The organism is Actinomyces urinae, assembly GCF_900119695.1.
In the GTDB taxonomy this organism is placed as follows: Bacteria; Actinomycetota; Actinomycetes; order Actinomycetales; family Actinomycetaceae; genus Gleimia; species Gleimia urinae.
This window is the reverse complement of sequence record NZ_LT632547.1, coordinates 1,248,544-1,265,535: the sequence shown is the minus strand read 5'-3', so window position 1 is coordinate 1,265,535 and position 16,992 is coordinate 1,248,544. Positions and strand designations below refer to the sequence as shown.

Below are 16,992 nucleotides of genomic sequence, written 5' to 3'. Positions count from 1 at the left end.
CTACACTCATGTGATTGTACTAGATGTTTAGCCCGTATGTAACTTCTAGACACTATACCTAGTGGTTGAGTTACATCACGACCACAATATGGAGCATTTTTCTTCACTCAAGAAAGAGAGGCTGTGGACGGCCTGACGGCTGTCTGTGGACGTGAAACGGCCCTGTATACGCGGCCTCACCCCCTCTGCATCACTGTTTGGAACCGGCTATAAACAATGGTCTAACAGGGGTAGGACAAACATTTTGAAAGCCCCGAGCCAGACGCCGCTGCGCCCGGTTCAGGGCTTGTTGAAACTGTGGACAATAGATATTCACATGCTGTGGACACTGTGGAGTGGACAGATGTTAAATGACCTAGAGAATTAGTGCGCTCGGGCGTGTCGCACACTCGTTAACACTCAACGACATTTACGGCCAGACCACCAGCCGAAGTTTCCTTATACTTCGACATCATGTCCAGGCCCGTCTGCCTCATCGTCTCAATCGCCGCATCCAACGGAACCGTGTGACGCCCATCGCCCCACATGGCCATACGCGCCGCATTAATAGCCTTCACAGCCGCAATCGCATTGCGCTCAATACACGGGATTTGCACCAAACCGGCAACCGGATCGCAAGTGAGGCCAAGCGAATGCTCCATCGCGATCTCCGCTGCATTCTCCACCTGGGGAGCCGTGCCCCCAAACGCCTGAGCCAAACCAGCAGCCGCCATTGCCGAGGCCGAACCAACCTCGCCCTGGCAACCCACCTCGGCGCCCGCAATCGACGCGTTCGTCTTAATCAGCGACCCAATCGCCGTGGCCGCCAGCAAAAACTCGCGGGTGGCCTCCAGCCGGTTCACCTCGCCCTCCGGCGTGAAATGCCACAGGTACCCAAGCACCGCAGGGATGACGCCCGCCGCCCCATTCGTTGGGGCCGTCACCACGCGGTGACCCGCCGCATTTTCCTCATTTACCGCGAGCGCATACAGGTTCACCCAATCCATCGCCCGAAGCGGGTCGTCCTCACTACACGCCCACTTATCACCCTGCGCGGGGCCGGAACTTCGCCCGCCCAGGCTCTTAAACAGGTTCGACGCGCGCCGCTTCACCCGCAGGCTACCGGGCAGAACGCCATCGGTCTTGCATCCCGCCTCGACGCATTCCTCCATCGTTTTTGCAATCAAATCGAGGTAAGCGTCCACATCTTCGCGCGAGCGCGCAGCTTCCTCGTTAGCGCGAACCACATCCGAGATTGACAAGCCCTCGCGCGCGCAGGTCTGCAACAGAGCCGAGGCCGTGGTGAACGGGAAAGGAGCGGCCGTGGCGTGCAGCTGCGCCGCTTGCGGCGTAGCGAGAGCCCGCACGTTTGGCCGCTGCGGATCATCGGACAGGTCTTCCATCACAAAACCGCCACCAACCGAATAGTAGGTGCGCGAGAACTCCTTGCCATCACGCTTCGCGGTAAGCGTCAGAGCGTTCACGTGATATGGCAAGACGGTGAATGGAGTCATCACGATCGGCTCCATGCGGGCCTCGCACCAACCACCTAAAAGACTAACCACACCCGTGCTTTCCACGCGCTGCGAGATTGCCGTGACCACCTCGCCCGGAACCGTGTCCGGCATGTAGCCCTCCAAGCCCAGCAACGCTGCGCGGTCGGTGGAGTGGCCGCGGCCCGTGGCACCCAGCGAACCGAAAAGCTCCGCGTGCACCACCTGCGGCTTCAAATCCAGCTCGTAAAGCTCCTGCGCGAACGCCTGCGCTGCCCTCATCGGCCCGACCGTGTGCGAAGACGAAGGTCCAACGCCAATCCGGAACATGTCGAACACGGACAGGGGGCGCACCGAATCCTCAACATCAATCAAACCGGAAATCATGCCGGCAGGGCTTGGCCCATCCACGTGAGCCGGAGCGACAGAAGGTTCAAAAACCATCGGGTTCCTTGAGCTAAATTAAGTTTTACAAAACACCAGCGAAAGCGGGCACATGCACATCCTACGAGATTTACACGCAAGCACTGATCTTAAAACGGTTGCCATTGCGGCCGCCATGGATATGGAGACCGAACCGCTCCTTGACCTCACCAGCTTTGAGCCAAGCGTTGACATTGCGGGCCAAACCTGGCGTGTAGGCCTTTTTGAGGGTGAGGCGGGGCCGCTCCAACTTTGTGTTATCACCACGGGCATTGGCCTGGCTAACGCCGCGAGCGCGGCCGCCCGAGCGCACCTGCTTTTTGGAGAGAACTTGAGCGCATACATGTGCGGCGGCACCACGGGTGGCCTGGGCGCACAAACAAGTGTGCGAGACGTTGTTGTTGGCACGGCATTCACCTACTCGCGGGCCGATGCCACCGCTTTTGGCTACGCTCCCGGGCAGGTGCCCGGCATGCCCGAGCAGTACTTCGCGGATCCGGCACTGGTAGAGAAAGCTCGAACCGCCCTCGCCGACGAGCCCCTGCTCAGCGATTGTTCTGCGACTGACCGTCCTGAGAACTGCGATCAATCCGAGGATTCTAGCCACCTTCAGGGCACAGGCCAGGTTTGGTTTGGCCAAGTGGTCTCTTCTGACGCTTTCATCACCGCGGCAAACGTGGAGCAAATGCGTGAGACCTTCCCCGCCGCCCTCGGCGCCGACATGGAAACCACTGCGGCCGCTCAGGTTTGCACCCGCGCCGGCGTGCCGTTCATTTCTGTGCGGGCAGTCTCGGACCTTTGCGGACCCGCCGCCAACCAAGACTTCCACATTGACGGCGAAGTTGCGGCTCAGATTTCTCGCTACGCTACTGAGAATCTCCTAAATTACATGTATTAGCTCAACTAGTCGCGTAGCTCCTGTAGCTGGATCGCAACAACCAATCCAGCATGAAAATCAGGGTTGTCCCAATCTTCACCAAGAAGATCTCGGATCTGTTCAAGGCGGTACTTGAGGGTGTTGTAGTGGATAAACAAACGTTCCGCGGCCTCCCTGCCATTACGACAGCTCAACACTTCGCGTAGTGTGTTGACCAACGCACCTTTATTGTTGTGATCGTAGGTGATTAATGGGCCAATATTGCGATCTATAAATCGATCTACACGCACAGAACCCAAAGAAAGCAGAAGAAGCTCCAACTCCAATTCCTCATAGATTCCAACTTTTTGGTTCGTTAGCCTTGCAATACGTAGCGCCTCCAACGCTGTCGAATGGGAATGCACCAACTGTAACGGTTCATCAACCGCATCCCCAACGCCAACTCGAACATCATGAGAATACAACTTGGAGAATTCTAGGCTCACCTCACCAATCGGACGCCCAATCTCTTGTCTATTGCACAGCAACATGACATCCTCACCACGCAGCCATGCCAATGCGGATCTACCCCACATTTTGCGAACAACTGTTTCATCAGGCAGAGCTTTCGCGTTAGAAATGGCCACGACGGTATCCAATTTTTCCAAAGGCCAATCAAACAAATGCTGATGCCTGGATTCACCACCGTCTGTGCCGCGAACAATTTCTTCTAATGCAAGTGCACGAAGGCGTTCATTAACTGCAATAGTTGCCTGCTGTTGTGCAATATGCATGCCTGACGCAAAACAAGCCTGCTGCACTAACCGTTTCTGGCCGATGGTTAAGGGACCGGCCGCAAATACCTTTATGTACCCTTTGCGAAGAGACGCGACCGTAATTTCAAATGACTCTACATACTCATAGTCCGGCACCCCTTCGGGGGCATTTCTTACAGATTCCGCATCCGCTACTGCAAGTGTCTTGCCTTCAAGGTCAACGATATTCACCCTACTCAGCAATGCATCCGCTAGTGTCAGCGCAATATCCTCAAGTCCTCCACCGGACAAAGCAACTTCCGTCAGTTGTTGGCGAATAGCATCGGCGCGGCTTGGCTCGGGCCCATATTCGGAGAGGACAACTGCCATCACTTCTCCGATGACTTCATCGAACGATAAGTTGTCTCCCAGTTCAATTAATGGAAAACCTAGATTGTTACAAACTTCCAGGAGACCTTCAGGCCAGTGCTCTAAATAACGTCCTTTTTTTATTGCCAAAGCTGCGAGACCGCGCACGTGAAAGTATTTGACTAGACGGACAAGTATCGAGGGGTCGTGGTGAACTGGATAGGCAGTTGTTACCAACAAATCACCCGTTCGAACAAACGCCTCCACATCCGGAACTTCCATGACATTCACCGAATGAACGTGGCGCCCCATCCCATCCCGCCCTGCAACCACGCGAGCGTCACGCAGGGCAGGTAGTTGCATGACTTGGTTCAACGATATTCCTGCCATACTACCTCCTTTGTCTTTTTTGGCCAATTATAAGAAATAATACTGGCATTTTTGAGAGATGACACACATTATTTCTGTGCCTAATGTGAGTTACATGAACGTCCTATCGTATCGAATAGAGCCGGTTTGCAGTGCTGCAAAGCCGCTCGTTTCAAGGGACCTTTCAAAAGTGGAAGTCATATACAAAGGGCCTTCCTCGGTCGTAACTGAGACTGAATGCGGGCAGCTCGTAGTTGTAACTAACTCCCAACGTGGATTAGTTCCCGGCGGTCTGCAGATCAGCGACAAAGACTTTGCTTTGTTTTCCAAGACAGTATCCGTACATCAACGCGTATCTCTGGGAGAATTCTTCCAAGACAATACGCTGATCCCACGACCAGATTTAACTCTCACACGACATAATCTCGATCAGACATACCTGACGCAAGCTCTCCTAATCACGCAAACGAGTAGCACAGTATCGGTGCATATGCTTGAAAACCTAATTAGTCAGGACGCGAAGAGAATCTCTACTCTAATCGGCGCAGGCGCAGGGGCCACACCAGCCGGCGACGACATACTTACCGGGGCTCTTGCTGCCTGTCTCTCGACGGGTGATGAAACAACCTTCAAATCATTGAGCCGAATTGCGCGTAACAGGCTAATGAATACCACCCGCGCCTCTAGACATCAACTGTCTTGGGCCTATAAAAGACAGTTCGCCTCAATTCACTTGGATTTAATTGACCAAATGAGTTGCAAGCACCCACCTACAAGGGTGATTGAGAATGCTCAACGCATCGGGCACACATCGGGCATCGATTTTCTACTGGGTTTCCTTGTTCAATCCGTCCAAATCTTAAAAATCAAGGAGTCAAAATGTCAGCAAGCCATTTAGAGTACAGTCTCCATCATCGCCTTTACAGGGACTCGGTTACTCTAATGTCGTTAGCCGCAGACCTGCAAAAAATGGAAGGCATTCTCGAAGCAGGGGTCGTGATGGCAACCCCTTCAAACCTCGACATTTTATCCCGCTCGAACATGCTACCGGAGGATTTAGAAGCGGGGCCCGATGATCTTCTAATTTCGGTGCGAGGAACTGATACAGATTCGATCACGGCAGCATTAAAACTCGCGGACGAGAAACTCACTGCGGAAGTGAATACTAAGGGTTCACAATCATTAGATTTCGAACCGAAGACTATTGATGAGGCCCTAAAGGATTCAACTCCTGAATTAGCCACGGTCTCAGTTCCAGGAGTTTACGCCGCACCCGTCATAGAGACTGCTCTTAAGCGTGATCTGAACGTCTTCTGTTTCTCAGACAATGTCTCCATCGAAGATGAAGACCGGCTAAAGAAACTAGCCCACGATCGGAACCTTCTGCTAATGGGCCCAGACTGCGGAACTGCGATTATCGATCAAGCTCCCCTTGGATTTGCCAACGAGATTAGCCACGGAAATGTCGGCATTGTTTCTGCTTCGGGTACGGGCGCACAGGAAGTTTCGACGCTTATTGACCGGGCGGGCATTGGAGTCAGTCAACTCATTGGCGTCGGAGGCCGCGACTTGTCTGGCAAGGTACGCTGGCCTGCAACGTTCATAGCACTCGAAAAACTCGACTCTGATCCTGAAACAAAACTAATTGTTGTGATTTCAAAGCCCCCTGCCAAGGAATTGGTCGAAAAGCTCAAAGTCGTATCGAAGCAGATCAGCAAACCTCTCATTGCATGCCTGCTCGGGGAAGAAGACAGCAGTTCTTCTATGACTGTCCGCGGCACCCTAGAAGGCGCAGCCATTGAGATCGCCGCATATTTCAGGAAACAACTCGACTTTGATACGCCGCACGTCGACACATCTGTTGACGGATCAAAAATAACGGGTCTTTACACTGGAGGAACGCTGGCTCACGAGGCGGAGATCCTCTGCGAACGAGCCGGCGTTTCGTACAACATACTAGATCTTGGTGACGACCAGTATACCCAGGGGCGTCCTCACCCGATGATCTCCCCAGACCTTCGAAGCGAATTCATTGAAAATCTCGAAGACACAGACGTTTTGTTAGTTGATGTAGTTATTGGGTGGGGATCGTCATCTGATCCCGCCACTCCCCTTACCCAGGCGATCACTAAAGCACGAGAATCCGGGCACGATCCGGTAGTTCTCGCGTCAATAACAGGAACGGAGAAGGATCATCAAGGCTATCAATCTCAAGCCGAGATTCTTCGCAATGCAGGCATATTCGTATTTCCTTCCAATGCCGCTGCAGTACGTTGCGCCATTGACCTAGTCTCCAAGGAGTAATCATGTTTTCGAAAGATTATTCAATATTGAATATCGGTCTTCCACTGATCGTTGAAGCCGTACCATCGGACCGAGTCGTGCATCTGCAATGGGAGCCACCATCCTTTGGAGACATCGAAATCGCTCGCCTAACCTCCATGCTGGATGACGAGGTGACTCGCAAAGCTAACGAGGAAGCAATTGCGAAGGTTCACTCAGTACGACCACAGTTGCAAGGAATTATTCCAGCCAAAGAAGCAATCCCCGCATTGCAACAACGACTGCTACTCCATGCAGGACCTCCTATCTCTTTCAACCAAATGTGCGGGCCTATGCAAGGAGCCCTGATTGGCGCGAGCATATTTGAAAATTGGGCAACGAACGAAGATGAGGCGTTTACCCTACTGAACTCTGGCGAAATTCAAGTCTCTCCATGCCACCATTACGGTGCCGTGGGTCCCATGGCAGGGGTGCTCTCCCCCTCTATGCCGGTATTTGTAGTTTCTGATGGAGACCGACAAGCCTACGCCTCTATGAACGAGGGCCTAGGAAAGGTTCTGCGGTTCGGAGCCTATGACGACGAAGTCATACAGCGTCTGAAGTGGATGCGCGATGTTCTTGGTCCGACCTTGAACAGCAGTCTCGAGATGACTGGCCCCTTAGATACAACTGCCCTCTTCGGCCAGGCACTCGCAATGGGAGATGAGGGGCATAACAGGAATGTTGCTGCTACGAGTTTATTCACACGAAAACTCGCGCCATTCTTATCAACTCTGGACAGAGGTCGAGAGACCCTTGAGTTCCTTGCTTCAAACGATCATTTCGCACTGAACCTATCTATGGCCGCTGCAAAGTTGTGCATGGATGCAGCGAGAGGAACAGAAAACTCAACGCTGGTGGTTGCGATGGCACGCAATGGTGTCCAATTCGGACTACAAACTGCGGGCACCGGTGACACATGGTTCACTGCTGAAGTAGGACCTGCTGATGGCCTATTCTTCCCTGGCTACTCCATTGAAGATGCGAATCCAGATCTGGGAGATTCAGCCATTACGGAGACCCTAGGAATCGGCGGCTTCGCTATGGCGGCTTCCCCGGCTATCACGAAGTTTGTTGGCGGTGTTCCCTCTGACGCTTTGAAAATTTCGGTCGAGATGGGACGCATCACCATATCTCAGCATCCAGCTTTCCAATTACCTCCATTGAACTTTGCTGGCAGCCCTTCAGGAATCGACGTTCTAAAGGTATCCGAAACCGATATTTTACCCGTCATCAACACCGGAATTGCCCACAAACAAGCCGGTATCGGACAAATTGGCGCTGGCATCGTCCGCGCACCAAAGGAAGTCTTCCTTAACGCGATTCGAGAAATAGCACGCCTGAGGAACTTGACATGAAATCGGTACTTGTAGCTGTGGGAGGAAACGCGTTAGTTAAAGAGAACGAACCTCCCACCTTAGAAGCCCAGAATCGTCGTGCAGAAGCCATAGGTGGATTGATAGCTGATCTTGTAGAAGATGGACACGGCGTTACCGTTACCCACGGAAATGGGCCCCAAGTTGGTTTCATTATGCAACGCGCTGAGCGGTCGGCTAGAGATTCGAAGTCAATCCAAATCCCAAGTTTACCGCTGTGGCTGGCAGTGGCTGATTCTCAAGGCGGAATCGGGCACATTCTAGCCAATGCTATTTCCAATACTTTCCGTGAAAGAGGGCTTGATTATCCAGTGGTAGCAGTCGTTACACACTGCGTCGTTGATGCCGAAGATCCAGCGTTCAACAATCCGAATAAACCAATAGGAATGGCATTAGCTAAACAGGAAGCTCCAACCAGTTGGGACACGGTGGAACTACGCGGCGGAATGGTTCGTAGGGTTGCGCCAAGTCCTAAACCTAAAACCATTCTAGAGTCCAGAGCAGTAGCAACCCTGATGCGCAATGACCAAATCGTGATCGCAGGCGGCGGAGGCGGGATACCGCTTGTAGAAAATCGTGGACGTTTGGTTCCGATCGATGCCGTTATCGACAAGGATTACACTTCTGCACTAATGGCAGCCCAGGCTGAAATAAACACCCTAATACTTCTTACCGGCGTTCCCAACGTCGTTCTCAACTGGGGCACGGAACACGAAAGCAACATCCTGGAGACCAGCCGTACCCAAATGCGTAAATGGCTAGACGACGGCCAGTTTCCTGCTGGGTCCATGGGTCCAAAAATAGAGGCCGCTCTTTCCTTCCTAGAAGGTGGAGGCAAACAAGTCATCATAACCAACATAAACACGGCTGCCGAAGCTATGAGAGGCAACGGTGGCACACACATCACGGAGGAGAACCTATGATTATCACAAAAGCCAACCCATTCAGCGTTGAATGGGATCCGGCTTCAACTGCACTTATTTGCATTGATTTCCAGCGCGATTTTATGGAGCCAGGTGGTTTCGGCGAAACACTCGGCAACAATGTCTCACCGTTACGGGAAACTATTGAGCCAACGAAGCGGGTGCTGGATAGAGCCCGAGAAATGGGACTATTGATCATTCATACCAGAGAAGGACATAGGCCCGACCTTAAGGATCTGTTCCCCGCCAAACGCGACCGCGGAAACCCATCACTTCGCATCGGCGACCAAGGACCTATGGGGCGTATCCTCGTTCGTGGAGAAAAAGGCCACGATATTATCCCCGAACTCTATCCCGCTGATGGGGAAGTCATTCTCGATAAGCCCGGCAAAGATTCTTTCTACGGAACAGATCTTGACGTAATGCTCCGAGCCCAGGGTATAAAGACACTCATCATCACAGGCGTTACCACCGAAGTTTGTGTTCAGTCGACAGCTCGTGCAGCAAACGATCGCGGATACGAGTGCATTATCTTGTCGGATTGCACCAGCTCTTACTTCCCAGAATTTAAGAAATCAGCGCTTGAACAGTTCTCTGCTCAGGGTGCAATCATTGGTTGGGTTTGTGACTCCACCACTCTTATTGAATCAATCGATAAGGCCAAGTGATCACCATGTCAATTCAGACCGCAACTACTACAAAACCTAAGCTCTGGGTTAAAGGGGACTGGAATGGCCTATTTGGCCTGGGAACTAACGTACTCCTCAACGTCATCGTTCTAACTGGCCTCTGTTTGGCTGTTGTCAAGATGCCGGAGACAATAGTCTATGGTCGTGTCTTGCCAGCTTTAGCAATCGCACTGCCATTAGGAAACATCTGGTATGCATGGCTTGCATGGAGTCTTGCCAAGAAGGAAGGCAGGAACGATGTTACAGCTCTTCCCTATGGCCCATCCGTGCCGCACACGTTCATAGTTGTATTCGTTGTCATGCTACCCGTATACCTGCAGTCCGGTGACGCGATTAAAGCTTGGCGGGCTGGGCTAGCTTGGGCATTTATCATCGGGTGCATTGTGCTAATCGGTGCCATGATAGGTCCTTGGATACGAAAAGCTATTCCACGCGCCGCACTCCTTGGCGCCCTGGCTGGTATCTCAATCACGTTCATCGCAATGCGGCCTGCTGGTCAAATGTGGCAAGCCCCCTGGATTGCCTTCATTGCATTCGCGTTCATCCTCATTGGCTGGCTTGCTGGAAGGCGTATGCCTTTCGATGCACCTGTTGGTTTGGTAGCAGTGATTGTCGCGACGGTTGTGGCATGGATAGCCGTTCTGGCAGGTTGGAGTGGAATTCTAGTACCGTCTGCGGTTGCGGAATCATTCGCTAACGTGGGCTTCTATCTTCCTATCCCGTCTAATGACGTCATAGTCGGACTTGGTGATATTGCACCGCTTTTGGCCTCAGCTATTCCCCTCGGTATTTACAACTTCACGGAAGGCATGACCAACGTGGAAAGCGCCGCAGCAGCAGGAGATAAATTCTCCGTAAGGCAAGTCCTGACCGCGGATGGACTTGGAGCCATCATCGGTTCCTTCCTCGGTTCGCCATTCCCGCCCGCTGTATACGTCGGGCACCCCGGCTGGAAACAGGTTGGTGGCCGAATTGGATACTCGCTTGTAACCGGCATCATTGTCGCTATCGTTTGCGCCACCGGACTAATTGCAACATTCCTTGCAATCTTCCCGATGCAAGCACTGGTACCGGTTCTGCTCTACATCGGTCTGATCATCGGCTCCCAGGCATTCGATGTATCACCCAGCCGCTACTCACCTGCAATCGTGCTTGCAATGATTCCGTCCCTTGCAGAATGGGCGACCGGACAGGTTGAGAATGCCCTTGCCGCCGCTGGCACAACAGCGGATAGCGTGGGAATCGCTTCGTTGGTCGACGCGGGTGTGATTTACGATGGCATGAAACTACTTGGACAAGGTGCGGTGCTGGTTGGAATTCTGCTAGGTGCAATTACCTGCTTTGTAATCGACAAGAAACTGTATTCGGCATCCATAGTTGCATTGATCTCAGCGGCACTTAGCTTCTTCGGTTTGATTAATGCTTACGAGGTAGGCGTGAATGCGTCACCTGGCGTAACGATTGGTTATATCGTTCTCGCGGCCATTCTCGCCGGGTTTGCTTGGTGGCAGAGAAATCTTCACGATGATACGCTTCCAGACGAATTACTCTTCGTTAATGGAACACTTATGCGTGGCCTTGAACTGCACGACAACCTTGCCGGTGCCGAGTTTAAAGAAGAGATCGCAACAGCACCAAATTATCGTCTACACACAATTGACGATATCCACCCAGGCATGTACAAAGTTGCTTCTGATGGTGTAGCAGTTGACGGTGAGCTATATGAACTGTCACCTGAAATCCTACTTCGCGTGATTGAAGGCGAGCCAGCAGGCCTATATCGCGGGCCTGTAACGTTGGCTGATGGTCGCGTAGTTCCAGGAATTCTTTACAGCGAAGAGATGGCAATAAAACATCCAGATATCTCTAAGCACGGCGGATGGAAGAAGTACATCGCGTCAAGGAAGGCATAGTTTCTACTAGAGAAACTACCGGGTCGCGGTCCAATGCTTCAGCATTGGACCGCGACCTTTTCTACACCATGTACATTTCCTAAACAACCTCACTATTTTTGCATTAGGCCCGCATATACCGCCGCCGTTGCCAAATCGCGTAAACCATCCTGGCGCAAGCCCGGCCAACCCCACACCTGGCTGGCCAGATCCGCAGGCACCGCACCAACCCCTGCGGCCGCGCCCAACAACGCACCCGCCAGGCAAGCCACCGTGTCCGTGTCCCCGCCCGCGCGCACCGCAGAACTGACCCCCACCCAAACCGGGTTCAACTGCGCATTGCCGCGCTGCTCCCACTCGGCCACCCGAACAGCCGCCAACACGCGATCCATCACCGACACCGCATCCAAACCAGCACCCAGCCCAGACGCTACGCCCGCATCATCACCTCGCCGCATCGACAGCAAGAACGCTTCGTCCTCGTCCGCCACGCCTTCAACGCCAAAAATGGGACATTCTGACCCCAGGCTTCCGATTCCATCCGAAACATTTTCAACTGCCGCATGCCAGTCCAGGCATTCCTGCCACGGCTTTCCCGGCGCAAAACCCGCGAGCGCCCCACGCAGTAACTGCGCGTACGAGGCTGCCAGCAAAGCGGTACGCGGATCCGGCGTCACCATGCGCACAACCTCTAAACTCACCCGCGTGCACTCGCGAGAATCCAACGCCGCAGACAGTGCCACCGGCACCATGAGTGCAAACACCTCATTGCCAGCCACGCGTGCACGCGGACGCAAACTCTCCCAGCGGGCACTCGCCGCAGCCACCAAACGGGCGGCCCCCAACGGCTCGCCCTGCGCTCGCTCAATCCGCTCCCGCAAATGCGCTGGCGCAAGCGAGGGCTGATCCGCCCACTGTAAAACCGACTGCAATCCCGGAGCCACCTGCGCCGGATGCGAGCGATACCAAGCCATCACTCGCACAGCCAACTGATCGAGTGCCGCCTGCGAACCTAGCGCGCTCTGAGCCGCTACCTCCAGCCCCAAAACAGCCAGCTGAACGTCCGCGCCCCACTCGCCCTCATCAAACAGGCCGCTGCGTCCTCGCAAATCTAAACGCTGCGCGTCCGTGGGCGGCGTGGCAAGCTCCCACGGCACGCCGAGGGCAGACCCAACGGCCATCGCCGAAACCGCCCCCACCGCAGATAGCGCCACGTCCGAATGTTCGCGCCGCACGCGCACTAGCCTGCCGCGCTGCGGGGTGGGCGCACCTAATTCACTCACGCTCCAGCCACGCGTCGGCAAGAAGCTGGAAAGACCGACGGCGAAGCTCAGGATCCCACGCGTAAGAGACGATAATCAGCTCATCCACACGGAACTGCTCTACAAAACTATCCAGGTACTCCACCACATCGTCAGGAGAGCCCACCACGGCCGTCGTGTTCAAACCTTGCGCTGCAACGTCATACTGCAAGGCCGCATTAGGCTTCGACAACGGCTCGTTCTTGCCCTTGCTAAGCCCATCCTTCCAATCCGTGTAAGAGGTGAACAGGTAGTTCGCCTCCTCCCGAGTTGGCGCCACCAACACATTCACGCCCGCCATGAACACCGGGCGATCCACCTGCGCCGTGGGAGCCTCCGCGTTAAAGTTCGCGCGGTACGTCGCTACCGCGTTACGCAAGTATTGGGGTGCAAAATGCGACGCAAAACTGTAGGGCAAGCCCAGTGCCGCAGCCACCTGGGCGCCACCGAGCGAAGATCCGAGCATCCACAACGGAACCTCGGTTCCCTCCCCTGGAATCGCCAAGATCCTATTGCGGATCGAAGCGGGATTAGGAGACAGTCCGAAAGCCGCGGCCTCAGCTCCAGCAAGACCGAAATCGTCAACCGGGCTCGGCTGGAAATACTGCACCAGCTGGGCCACATCAACACTGAAATCATTCAACTGGCCACTTCCACGCCGCAGCGCTGAAGCCGTCACCGGATCCGTGCCCGGCGCGCGTCCAAGGCCCAAATCAAACCGGTCGCCGTAAATCGTTGCGAGCGTACCGTAATACTCTGCAACCATCAGCGGCGAATGGTTTGGCAGCATCACGCCGCCAGCCCCCAAACGGATCGTGGAGGTGTGCTCCGCTGCCCGTGCCAACAACAACGAGGTAGCCGACGACATGAACAAACGAGAACCGTGGTGCTCCGCCATCCAATACCGCTTGTATCCCGCGCTCTCCGCAAGGCGCGCCAACTCAAGCGAATCATCCAGCGCTCGGCGTCTGCCCAAACCAGCGGAAACCGGTGACAAATCCAAAATAGAAAGTGGAACACGCATAACTAATCCTCCAATACCTGAAAGCTTACCCATGCCCAGCAAAAGCCACCTGGTGAACGCAATTATTACCTGCGGCTTGCAAAAGACTCTGAATCTAGCCCTTCACTGCCCCATCTGTCATTCCAGCCATGAAATGGCGTTGGAGCGCAAAGTACAAAATCACCATCGGCAAAGCTACCAGCACAGCCCCCGCAGCTAGCAGGCTAGAACCCTGCGTGTACTGGCCCTGGAAGAACGCCAACCCCAACGGTGCCGTGCGCATCTTGCCCGAAGGCGACATGACCAGCGGAATGAGGAAGTCATTCCATGTCCACATGAACGTCAGCACCACCTGCGTAACCACTGTTGGCACGGCGAGCGGTACCAAAACCGACCTCAAAAGCCGCAAATTTCCGGCCCCATCTATTTGCGCAGCCTCAATCAAAGACCTATCCACACTTCTGAAGAACGCGCGCATCCAAAACGTTCCAAAAGCCAGCGACTGCGCAATCTGGGGAAGTGCAATAGCCCAAATTGTGTCCGTCAGCCCCAGCGACCTCAAATCAAAAAACAAGGGCAACACGATTGCTTCAGACGGCACCATGATTCCCAGCAAGAAAGTGAAGAACAGGATCTTCTCCCCGCGTGGGCGCAACACGCCCAAAACATAACCGGAAGCTATTGACAACACCAGCGCCACCGTCACCACCAGCAGCGCCACCATTATCGAGTTACGCATATAAACCGAAAAACGCCCCTGCTCCCATGCCGCCGCGTAGTTCTCAAAATGGAATGAGCCCTGCCCGCCAAAAGACTCCGGCTGCAATGACAGCACCAGAATCCGCAAAACTGGCATCAACGCTCCCGCTGCAAACAGCGTGAGCACCACGTAATTAATCAGTTGTTCCGTACGCGAGGGCCTCATTATTCACGCTCCCCCACCAGGTTGAGGGCCAAGTTAATCAAGAAGATCACCAGCGTCAGCACCACTGCGAGCGACGAGGCTGTTCCTACCTCGCCAATTCGAAACGCCTGATAGTAAACCTCGTAAGACGGCACGGTTGTGGCACTTCCCGGACCGCCCGACGTGGTCACATACACGAGATCAAACGTCTTCAAAGCCGCCACAATCGTCAAGGTCAAAGACACAACTATCTCCGCGCGAACCGACGGCACAGTTATTGCGAAGAACTGGCGCACCCTGCCTGCGCCGTCAAGCATGGCCGCCTCATACAAATCACGCGGAATCGCAGCCATCCCAGACATCAACAGCACCGTTACCAAGCCCAGGCTCACCCACGAACCAATCAAGCCCACCGCAGGCAGAGCAAACGTGAAATCACCCAGCCACGCCCTCGTCAACGATCCCAAACCAATCGCACGCAAAAACCCGTTAATTGGCCCGTCCGGGGCGTAAATTCCCCGCCACGCAATCGCTAACACCACCATTGCGATCACCTGCGGCAAAAACACCACCGTGCGGAAAAATCCCAGGCCGTGAATCTGTGACCTTGTCAATAGCGACGCCAAAACCAGACCCACGCACAGGGGAATAACCGCGTAAAAAATGATCAAAATCAGCGCGTGCGAAAACGCTGCCAACAACCGCGGATTCGAAAACGTCTCAATGTAGTTATAAAAGCCTACAAACGTTGAATAACCCAGCCCATCCCACTTATACAAAGACAACTGGAATACGCGGATCAACGGATAGAGCATGAACGCCGCATACACGGCGAAAGGCACGGCCATCAAAGCCAGCGCGGCCAGCGTATTGCTGCCCCGCTTAGTCTGGCTAAATTTCACGGCCGATCCGCGCGCAGCGCCACTCTTTGAGTCTGCGCGCGGACCGTTAGAAACCGTTGACATGTGCCTACTTCGCAAAACCGGAGTAGTCCGCCTCTAGGGCATCCAAGAATGCCTCCGGAGTCATCGATCCCGCCATCAACTGCTGCAACGCATCACCAAGCGTCTGATCAAACGTCGGAGTTGCGTAGTCCAGGTACGGCAGAATCTCGCCATCCTCAGAAACGGTTGTGAACACGTTCAAAACGTCTGCCACAACACCCTTGGTTCCGCCCGCATACTTCGTAGCATCATTAACCGGCACGTTGCCCGTGTCGGCAAGCACCTGCATGGCCTCATCAGAGGTGATGAAATCAATGTATGCCGCGGCCACGTTCGGATCCTTTGCCGAGGACGTAATCGCAAACGGCAAGCCCGTGCCACCAGTTGTTGCCGGCTTATCCGATGCCATAGGTGGGGCCATGAATGCAACGTCGTCACCCATAGCCTCCATCAGATCCGGAGCAAGCCAAGAACCGGCGATCAGGTAGATACCATCACCCTTGGCAAAGCTCTGCCATACCGAGTCATAGTCAACACCGTTGAAGCCCTCGTTGAAGTAACCGGACGTTGCCCAGTCCTGCAACTGCTTCGCTGCCGCAACGTTCTCTTCCGACTTCCACGTAGCACCCGCGTTACCGAAACCAAGTGGGCGCACCTGATCCGCCGGAACGTGAGCGGCCTGAACCGCGCCAAACAGGTGGAACGCCGGCCACTTATCTACGTTACCGAGCATAAGCGGCGTCTTACCTGCGTCCTTAATGGTCTTCAACTGGTCGCTGAACTCATCCCACGTCTTCGGTACCTGCAGCCCCAGCTCTTCGAGTCGTGAAGGCGCATAGAAAACGCCCACAACCTCGCCTACCTGCGGCAAGCCATAAAGCGATCCTTCACCAAACTTCGTAGCGTCATCCGAATACGAAGAGTAAGAAAGAATGCTGTCAGAGTAGCGATCCCGCCACTTGTAAGCTTCCGCCCATGGATCCAGCGGAATGATCTGCCCTGCCGAAACGAACTGACCCATCATTGACCGCGCATTATTCGCCTCCACAACATCGGGAGCGTCATCACCCGAAAGCGCGAGGCGAAGCGTGGTTTGTAGGTCATCAAACGACTGCGAAACCCGGTCAATGGTGATGTTTGGATACTTCTTCATAAACGCCTCGTTCAGGCGCTTCATCTGCTCGTCCTGGCCTCCGCGAACCTCCTGGTCCCAAACCGTCAGAGTCTGCTCCGGCAAGCTCGAAATATCGGTGATGACTTCGCTTGACGCGCCGCCATCACTGGGGCTCGATTCGTTAGAAGGTCCGGGAGCACATGCTCCAAGCATCAGTGCCACAGCCGCAACTGCAGCAGGTGCAATAAACTTTGCAGGCCTCATTGTCCTCCCTTTCGAC

Annotated in this window: 14 protein-coding genes; 7 read left to right on the top strand and 7 right to left on the bottom strand. The window is 54.3% G+C overall.

The window, feature by feature from the left end; genetic code table 11:
• Positions 1-392: 392 nt before the first annotated feature.
• Complete coding sequence (locus BQ7114_RS07095) at positions 393-1,916, bottom strand: L-serine ammonia-lyase (protein ID WP_072343769.1); 1,524 nt, start codon at positions 1,914-1,916, stop codon at positions 393-395.
• Between the two features lie 52 nt (positions 1,917-1,968).
• Here BQ7114_RS07095 and BQ7114_RS07090 point away from each other — a divergent pair, with 52 nt between their 5' ends.
• Positions 1,969-2,793: a 5'-methylthioadenosine/S-adenosylhomocysteine nucleosidase gene (locus BQ7114_RS07090; protein ID WP_072343766.1), complete on the top strand. Its 825-nt coding sequence runs from the start codon at positions 1,969-1,971 to the stop codon at positions 2,791-2,793.
• Between the two features lie 5 nt (positions 2,794-2,798).
• Here BQ7114_RS07090 and BQ7114_RS07085 read toward each other — a convergent pair whose 3' ends face one another.
• On the bottom strand, positions 2,799-4,265 hold the full coding sequence (locus BQ7114_RS07085) for a PucR family transcriptional regulator (protein WP_072343763.1): 1,467 nt from the start codon (positions 4,263-4,265) through the stop codon (positions 2,799-2,801).
• Positions 4,266-4,434: 169 nt separating this feature from the next.
• Here BQ7114_RS07085 and BQ7114_RS07080 point away from each other — a divergent pair, with 169 nt between their 5' ends.
• The 6 genes from BQ7114_RS07080 to BQ7114_RS07055 are packed head-to-tail and all read left to right on the top strand — an operon-like array spanning position 4,435 to position 11,467.
• Positions 4,435-5,142 (top strand): oxamate carbamoyltransferase subunit AllH family protein, encoded by a 708-nt coding sequence (locus BQ7114_RS07080; protein WP_195906734.1) that lies wholly within the window; start codon positions 4,435-4,437, stop codon positions 5,140-5,142.
• Between the two features lie 44 nt (positions 5,143-5,186).
• Positions 5,187-6,548: an acyl-CoA synthetase FdrA gene (locus tag BQ7114_RS07075; RefSeq protein ID WP_195906733.1), complete on the top strand. Its 1,362-nt coding sequence runs from the start codon at positions 5,187-5,189 to the stop codon at positions 6,546-6,548.
• A gap of 2 nt (positions 6,549-6,550) precedes the next feature.
• Positions 6,551-7,924 carry a YlbE family protein gene (locus BQ7114_RS07070; RefSeq protein ID WP_072343754.1) on the top strand — a complete coding sequence of 458 codons (1,374 nt, stop codon included), beginning with the start codon at positions 6,551-6,553 and terminating at the stop codon, positions 7,922-7,924.
• Complete coding sequence (locus tag BQ7114_RS07065) at positions 7,921-8,865, top strand: carbamate kinase (protein ID WP_072343751.1); 945 nt, start codon at positions 7,921-7,923, stop codon at positions 8,863-8,865. The genes BQ7114_RS07070 and BQ7114_RS07065 overlap by 4 nt, the downstream gene beginning before the upstream one ends.
• Positions 8,862-9,533, top strand: coding sequence for a cysteine hydrolase family protein (locus BQ7114_RS07060; RefSeq protein WP_072343748.1), 672 nt, complete (start codon positions 8,862-8,864; stop codon positions 9,531-9,533). Before BQ7114_RS07065 ends, BQ7114_RS07060 begins: the two co-directional genes overlap by 4 nt.
• A 5-nt stretch (positions 9,534-9,538) precedes the next feature.
• Entirely contained in the window at positions 9,539-11,467 is a 1,929-nt protein-coding gene (locus tag BQ7114_RS07055; RefSeq protein ID WP_143236824.1) for an allophanate hydrolase-related protein, read from the top strand.
• A gap of 92 nt (positions 11,468-11,559) precedes the next feature.
• Here the strand turns inward: BQ7114_RS07055 and BQ7114_RS07050 are convergent, their stop codons facing one another.
• The 5 genes from BQ7114_RS07050 to BQ7114_RS07030 all read right to left on the bottom strand — a co-directional run bounded on the left by BQ7114_RS07050 (position 11,560) and on the right by BQ7114_RS07030 (position 16,976).
• Positions 11,560-12,729: an ADP-ribosylglycohydrolase family protein gene (locus tag BQ7114_RS07050; RefSeq protein ID WP_072343742.1), complete on the bottom strand. Its 1,170-nt coding sequence runs from the start codon at positions 12,727-12,729 to the stop codon at positions 11,560-11,562.
• Complete coding sequence (locus BQ7114_RS07045; RefSeq protein ID WP_230206000.1) at positions 12,722-13,804, bottom strand: LLM class flavin-dependent oxidoreductase; 1,083 nt, start codon at positions 13,802-13,804, stop codon at positions 12,722-12,724. Before BQ7114_RS07045 ends, BQ7114_RS07050 begins: the two co-directional genes overlap by 8 nt.
• A gap of 61 nt (positions 13,805-13,865) precedes the next feature.
• Positions 13,866-14,675 (bottom strand): carbohydrate ABC transporter permease, encoded by an 810-nt coding sequence (locus BQ7114_RS07040; RefSeq protein WP_072343734.1) that lies wholly within the window; start codon positions 14,673-14,675, stop codon positions 13,866-13,868.
• A complete protein-coding gene (locus BQ7114_RS07035) occupies positions 14,675-15,619 on the bottom strand; it encodes a carbohydrate ABC transporter permease (protein ID WP_143236823.1) in 945 nt (314 codons plus the stop codon). The genes BQ7114_RS07040 and BQ7114_RS07035 overlap by 1 nt, the downstream gene beginning before the upstream one ends.
• 4 nt (positions 15,620-15,623) lie before the next feature.
• Positions 15,624-16,976 carry an extracellular solute-binding protein gene (locus BQ7114_RS07030; protein WP_072343729.1) on the bottom strand — a complete coding sequence of 451 codons (1,353 nt, stop codon included), beginning with the start codon at positions 16,974-16,976 and terminating at the stop codon, positions 15,624-15,626.
• Positions 16,977-16,992 lie beyond the last annotated feature (16 nt).

Excerpts from the sequence above, each read along its gene's own strand:
- BQ7114_RS07085 (WP_072343763.1), bottom strand. The coding sequence starts at position 4,265 with ATGGCAGGAATATCGTTGAACCAAGTCATGCAACTACCTGCCCTGCGT.
- BQ7114_RS07060 (WP_072343748.1), top strand. The coding sequence starts at position 8,862 with ATGATTATCACAAAAGCCAACCCATTCAGCGTTGAATGGGATCCGGCT.
- BQ7114_RS07030 (WP_072343729.1), bottom strand. The coding sequence starts at position 16,976 with ATGAGGCCTGCAAAGTTTATTGCACCTGCTGCAGTTGCGGCTGTGGCA.
- BQ7114_RS07090 (WP_072343766.1), top strand. The coding sequence starts at position 1,969 with ATGCACATCCTACGAGATTTACACGCAAGCACTGATCTTAAAACGGTT.
- BQ7114_RS07070 (WP_072343754.1), top strand. The coding sequence starts at position 6,551 with ATGTTTTCGAAAGATTATTCAATATTGAATATCGGTCTTCCACTGATC.
- BQ7114_RS07065 (WP_072343751.1), top strand. The coding sequence starts at position 7,921 with ATGAAATCGGTACTTGTAGCTGTGGGAGGAAACGCGTTAGTTAAAGAG.
- BQ7114_RS07075 (WP_195906733.1), top strand. The coding sequence starts at position 5,187 with ATGTCGTTAGCCGCAGACCTGCAAAAAATGGAAGGCATTCTCGAAGCA.
- BQ7114_RS07040 (WP_072343734.1), bottom strand. The coding sequence starts at position 14,675 with ATGAGGCCCTCGCGTACGGAACAACTGATTAATTACGTGGTGCTCACG.
- BQ7114_RS07055 (WP_143236824.1), top strand. The coding sequence starts at position 9,539 with ATGTCAATTCAGACCGCAACTACTACAAAACCTAAGCTCTGGGTTAAA.
- BQ7114_RS07095 (WP_072343769.1), bottom strand. The coding sequence starts at position 1,916 with ATGGTTTTTGAACCTTCTGTCGCTCCGGCTCACGTGGATGGGCCAAGC.
- BQ7114_RS07035 (WP_143236823.1), bottom strand. The coding sequence starts at position 15,619 with ATGTCAACGGTTTCTAACGGTCCGCGCGCAGACTCAAAGAGTGGCGCT.
- BQ7114_RS07045 (WP_230206000.1), bottom strand. The coding sequence starts at position 13,804 with ATGGGTAAGCTTTCAGGTATTGGAGGATTAGTTATGCGTGTTCCACTT.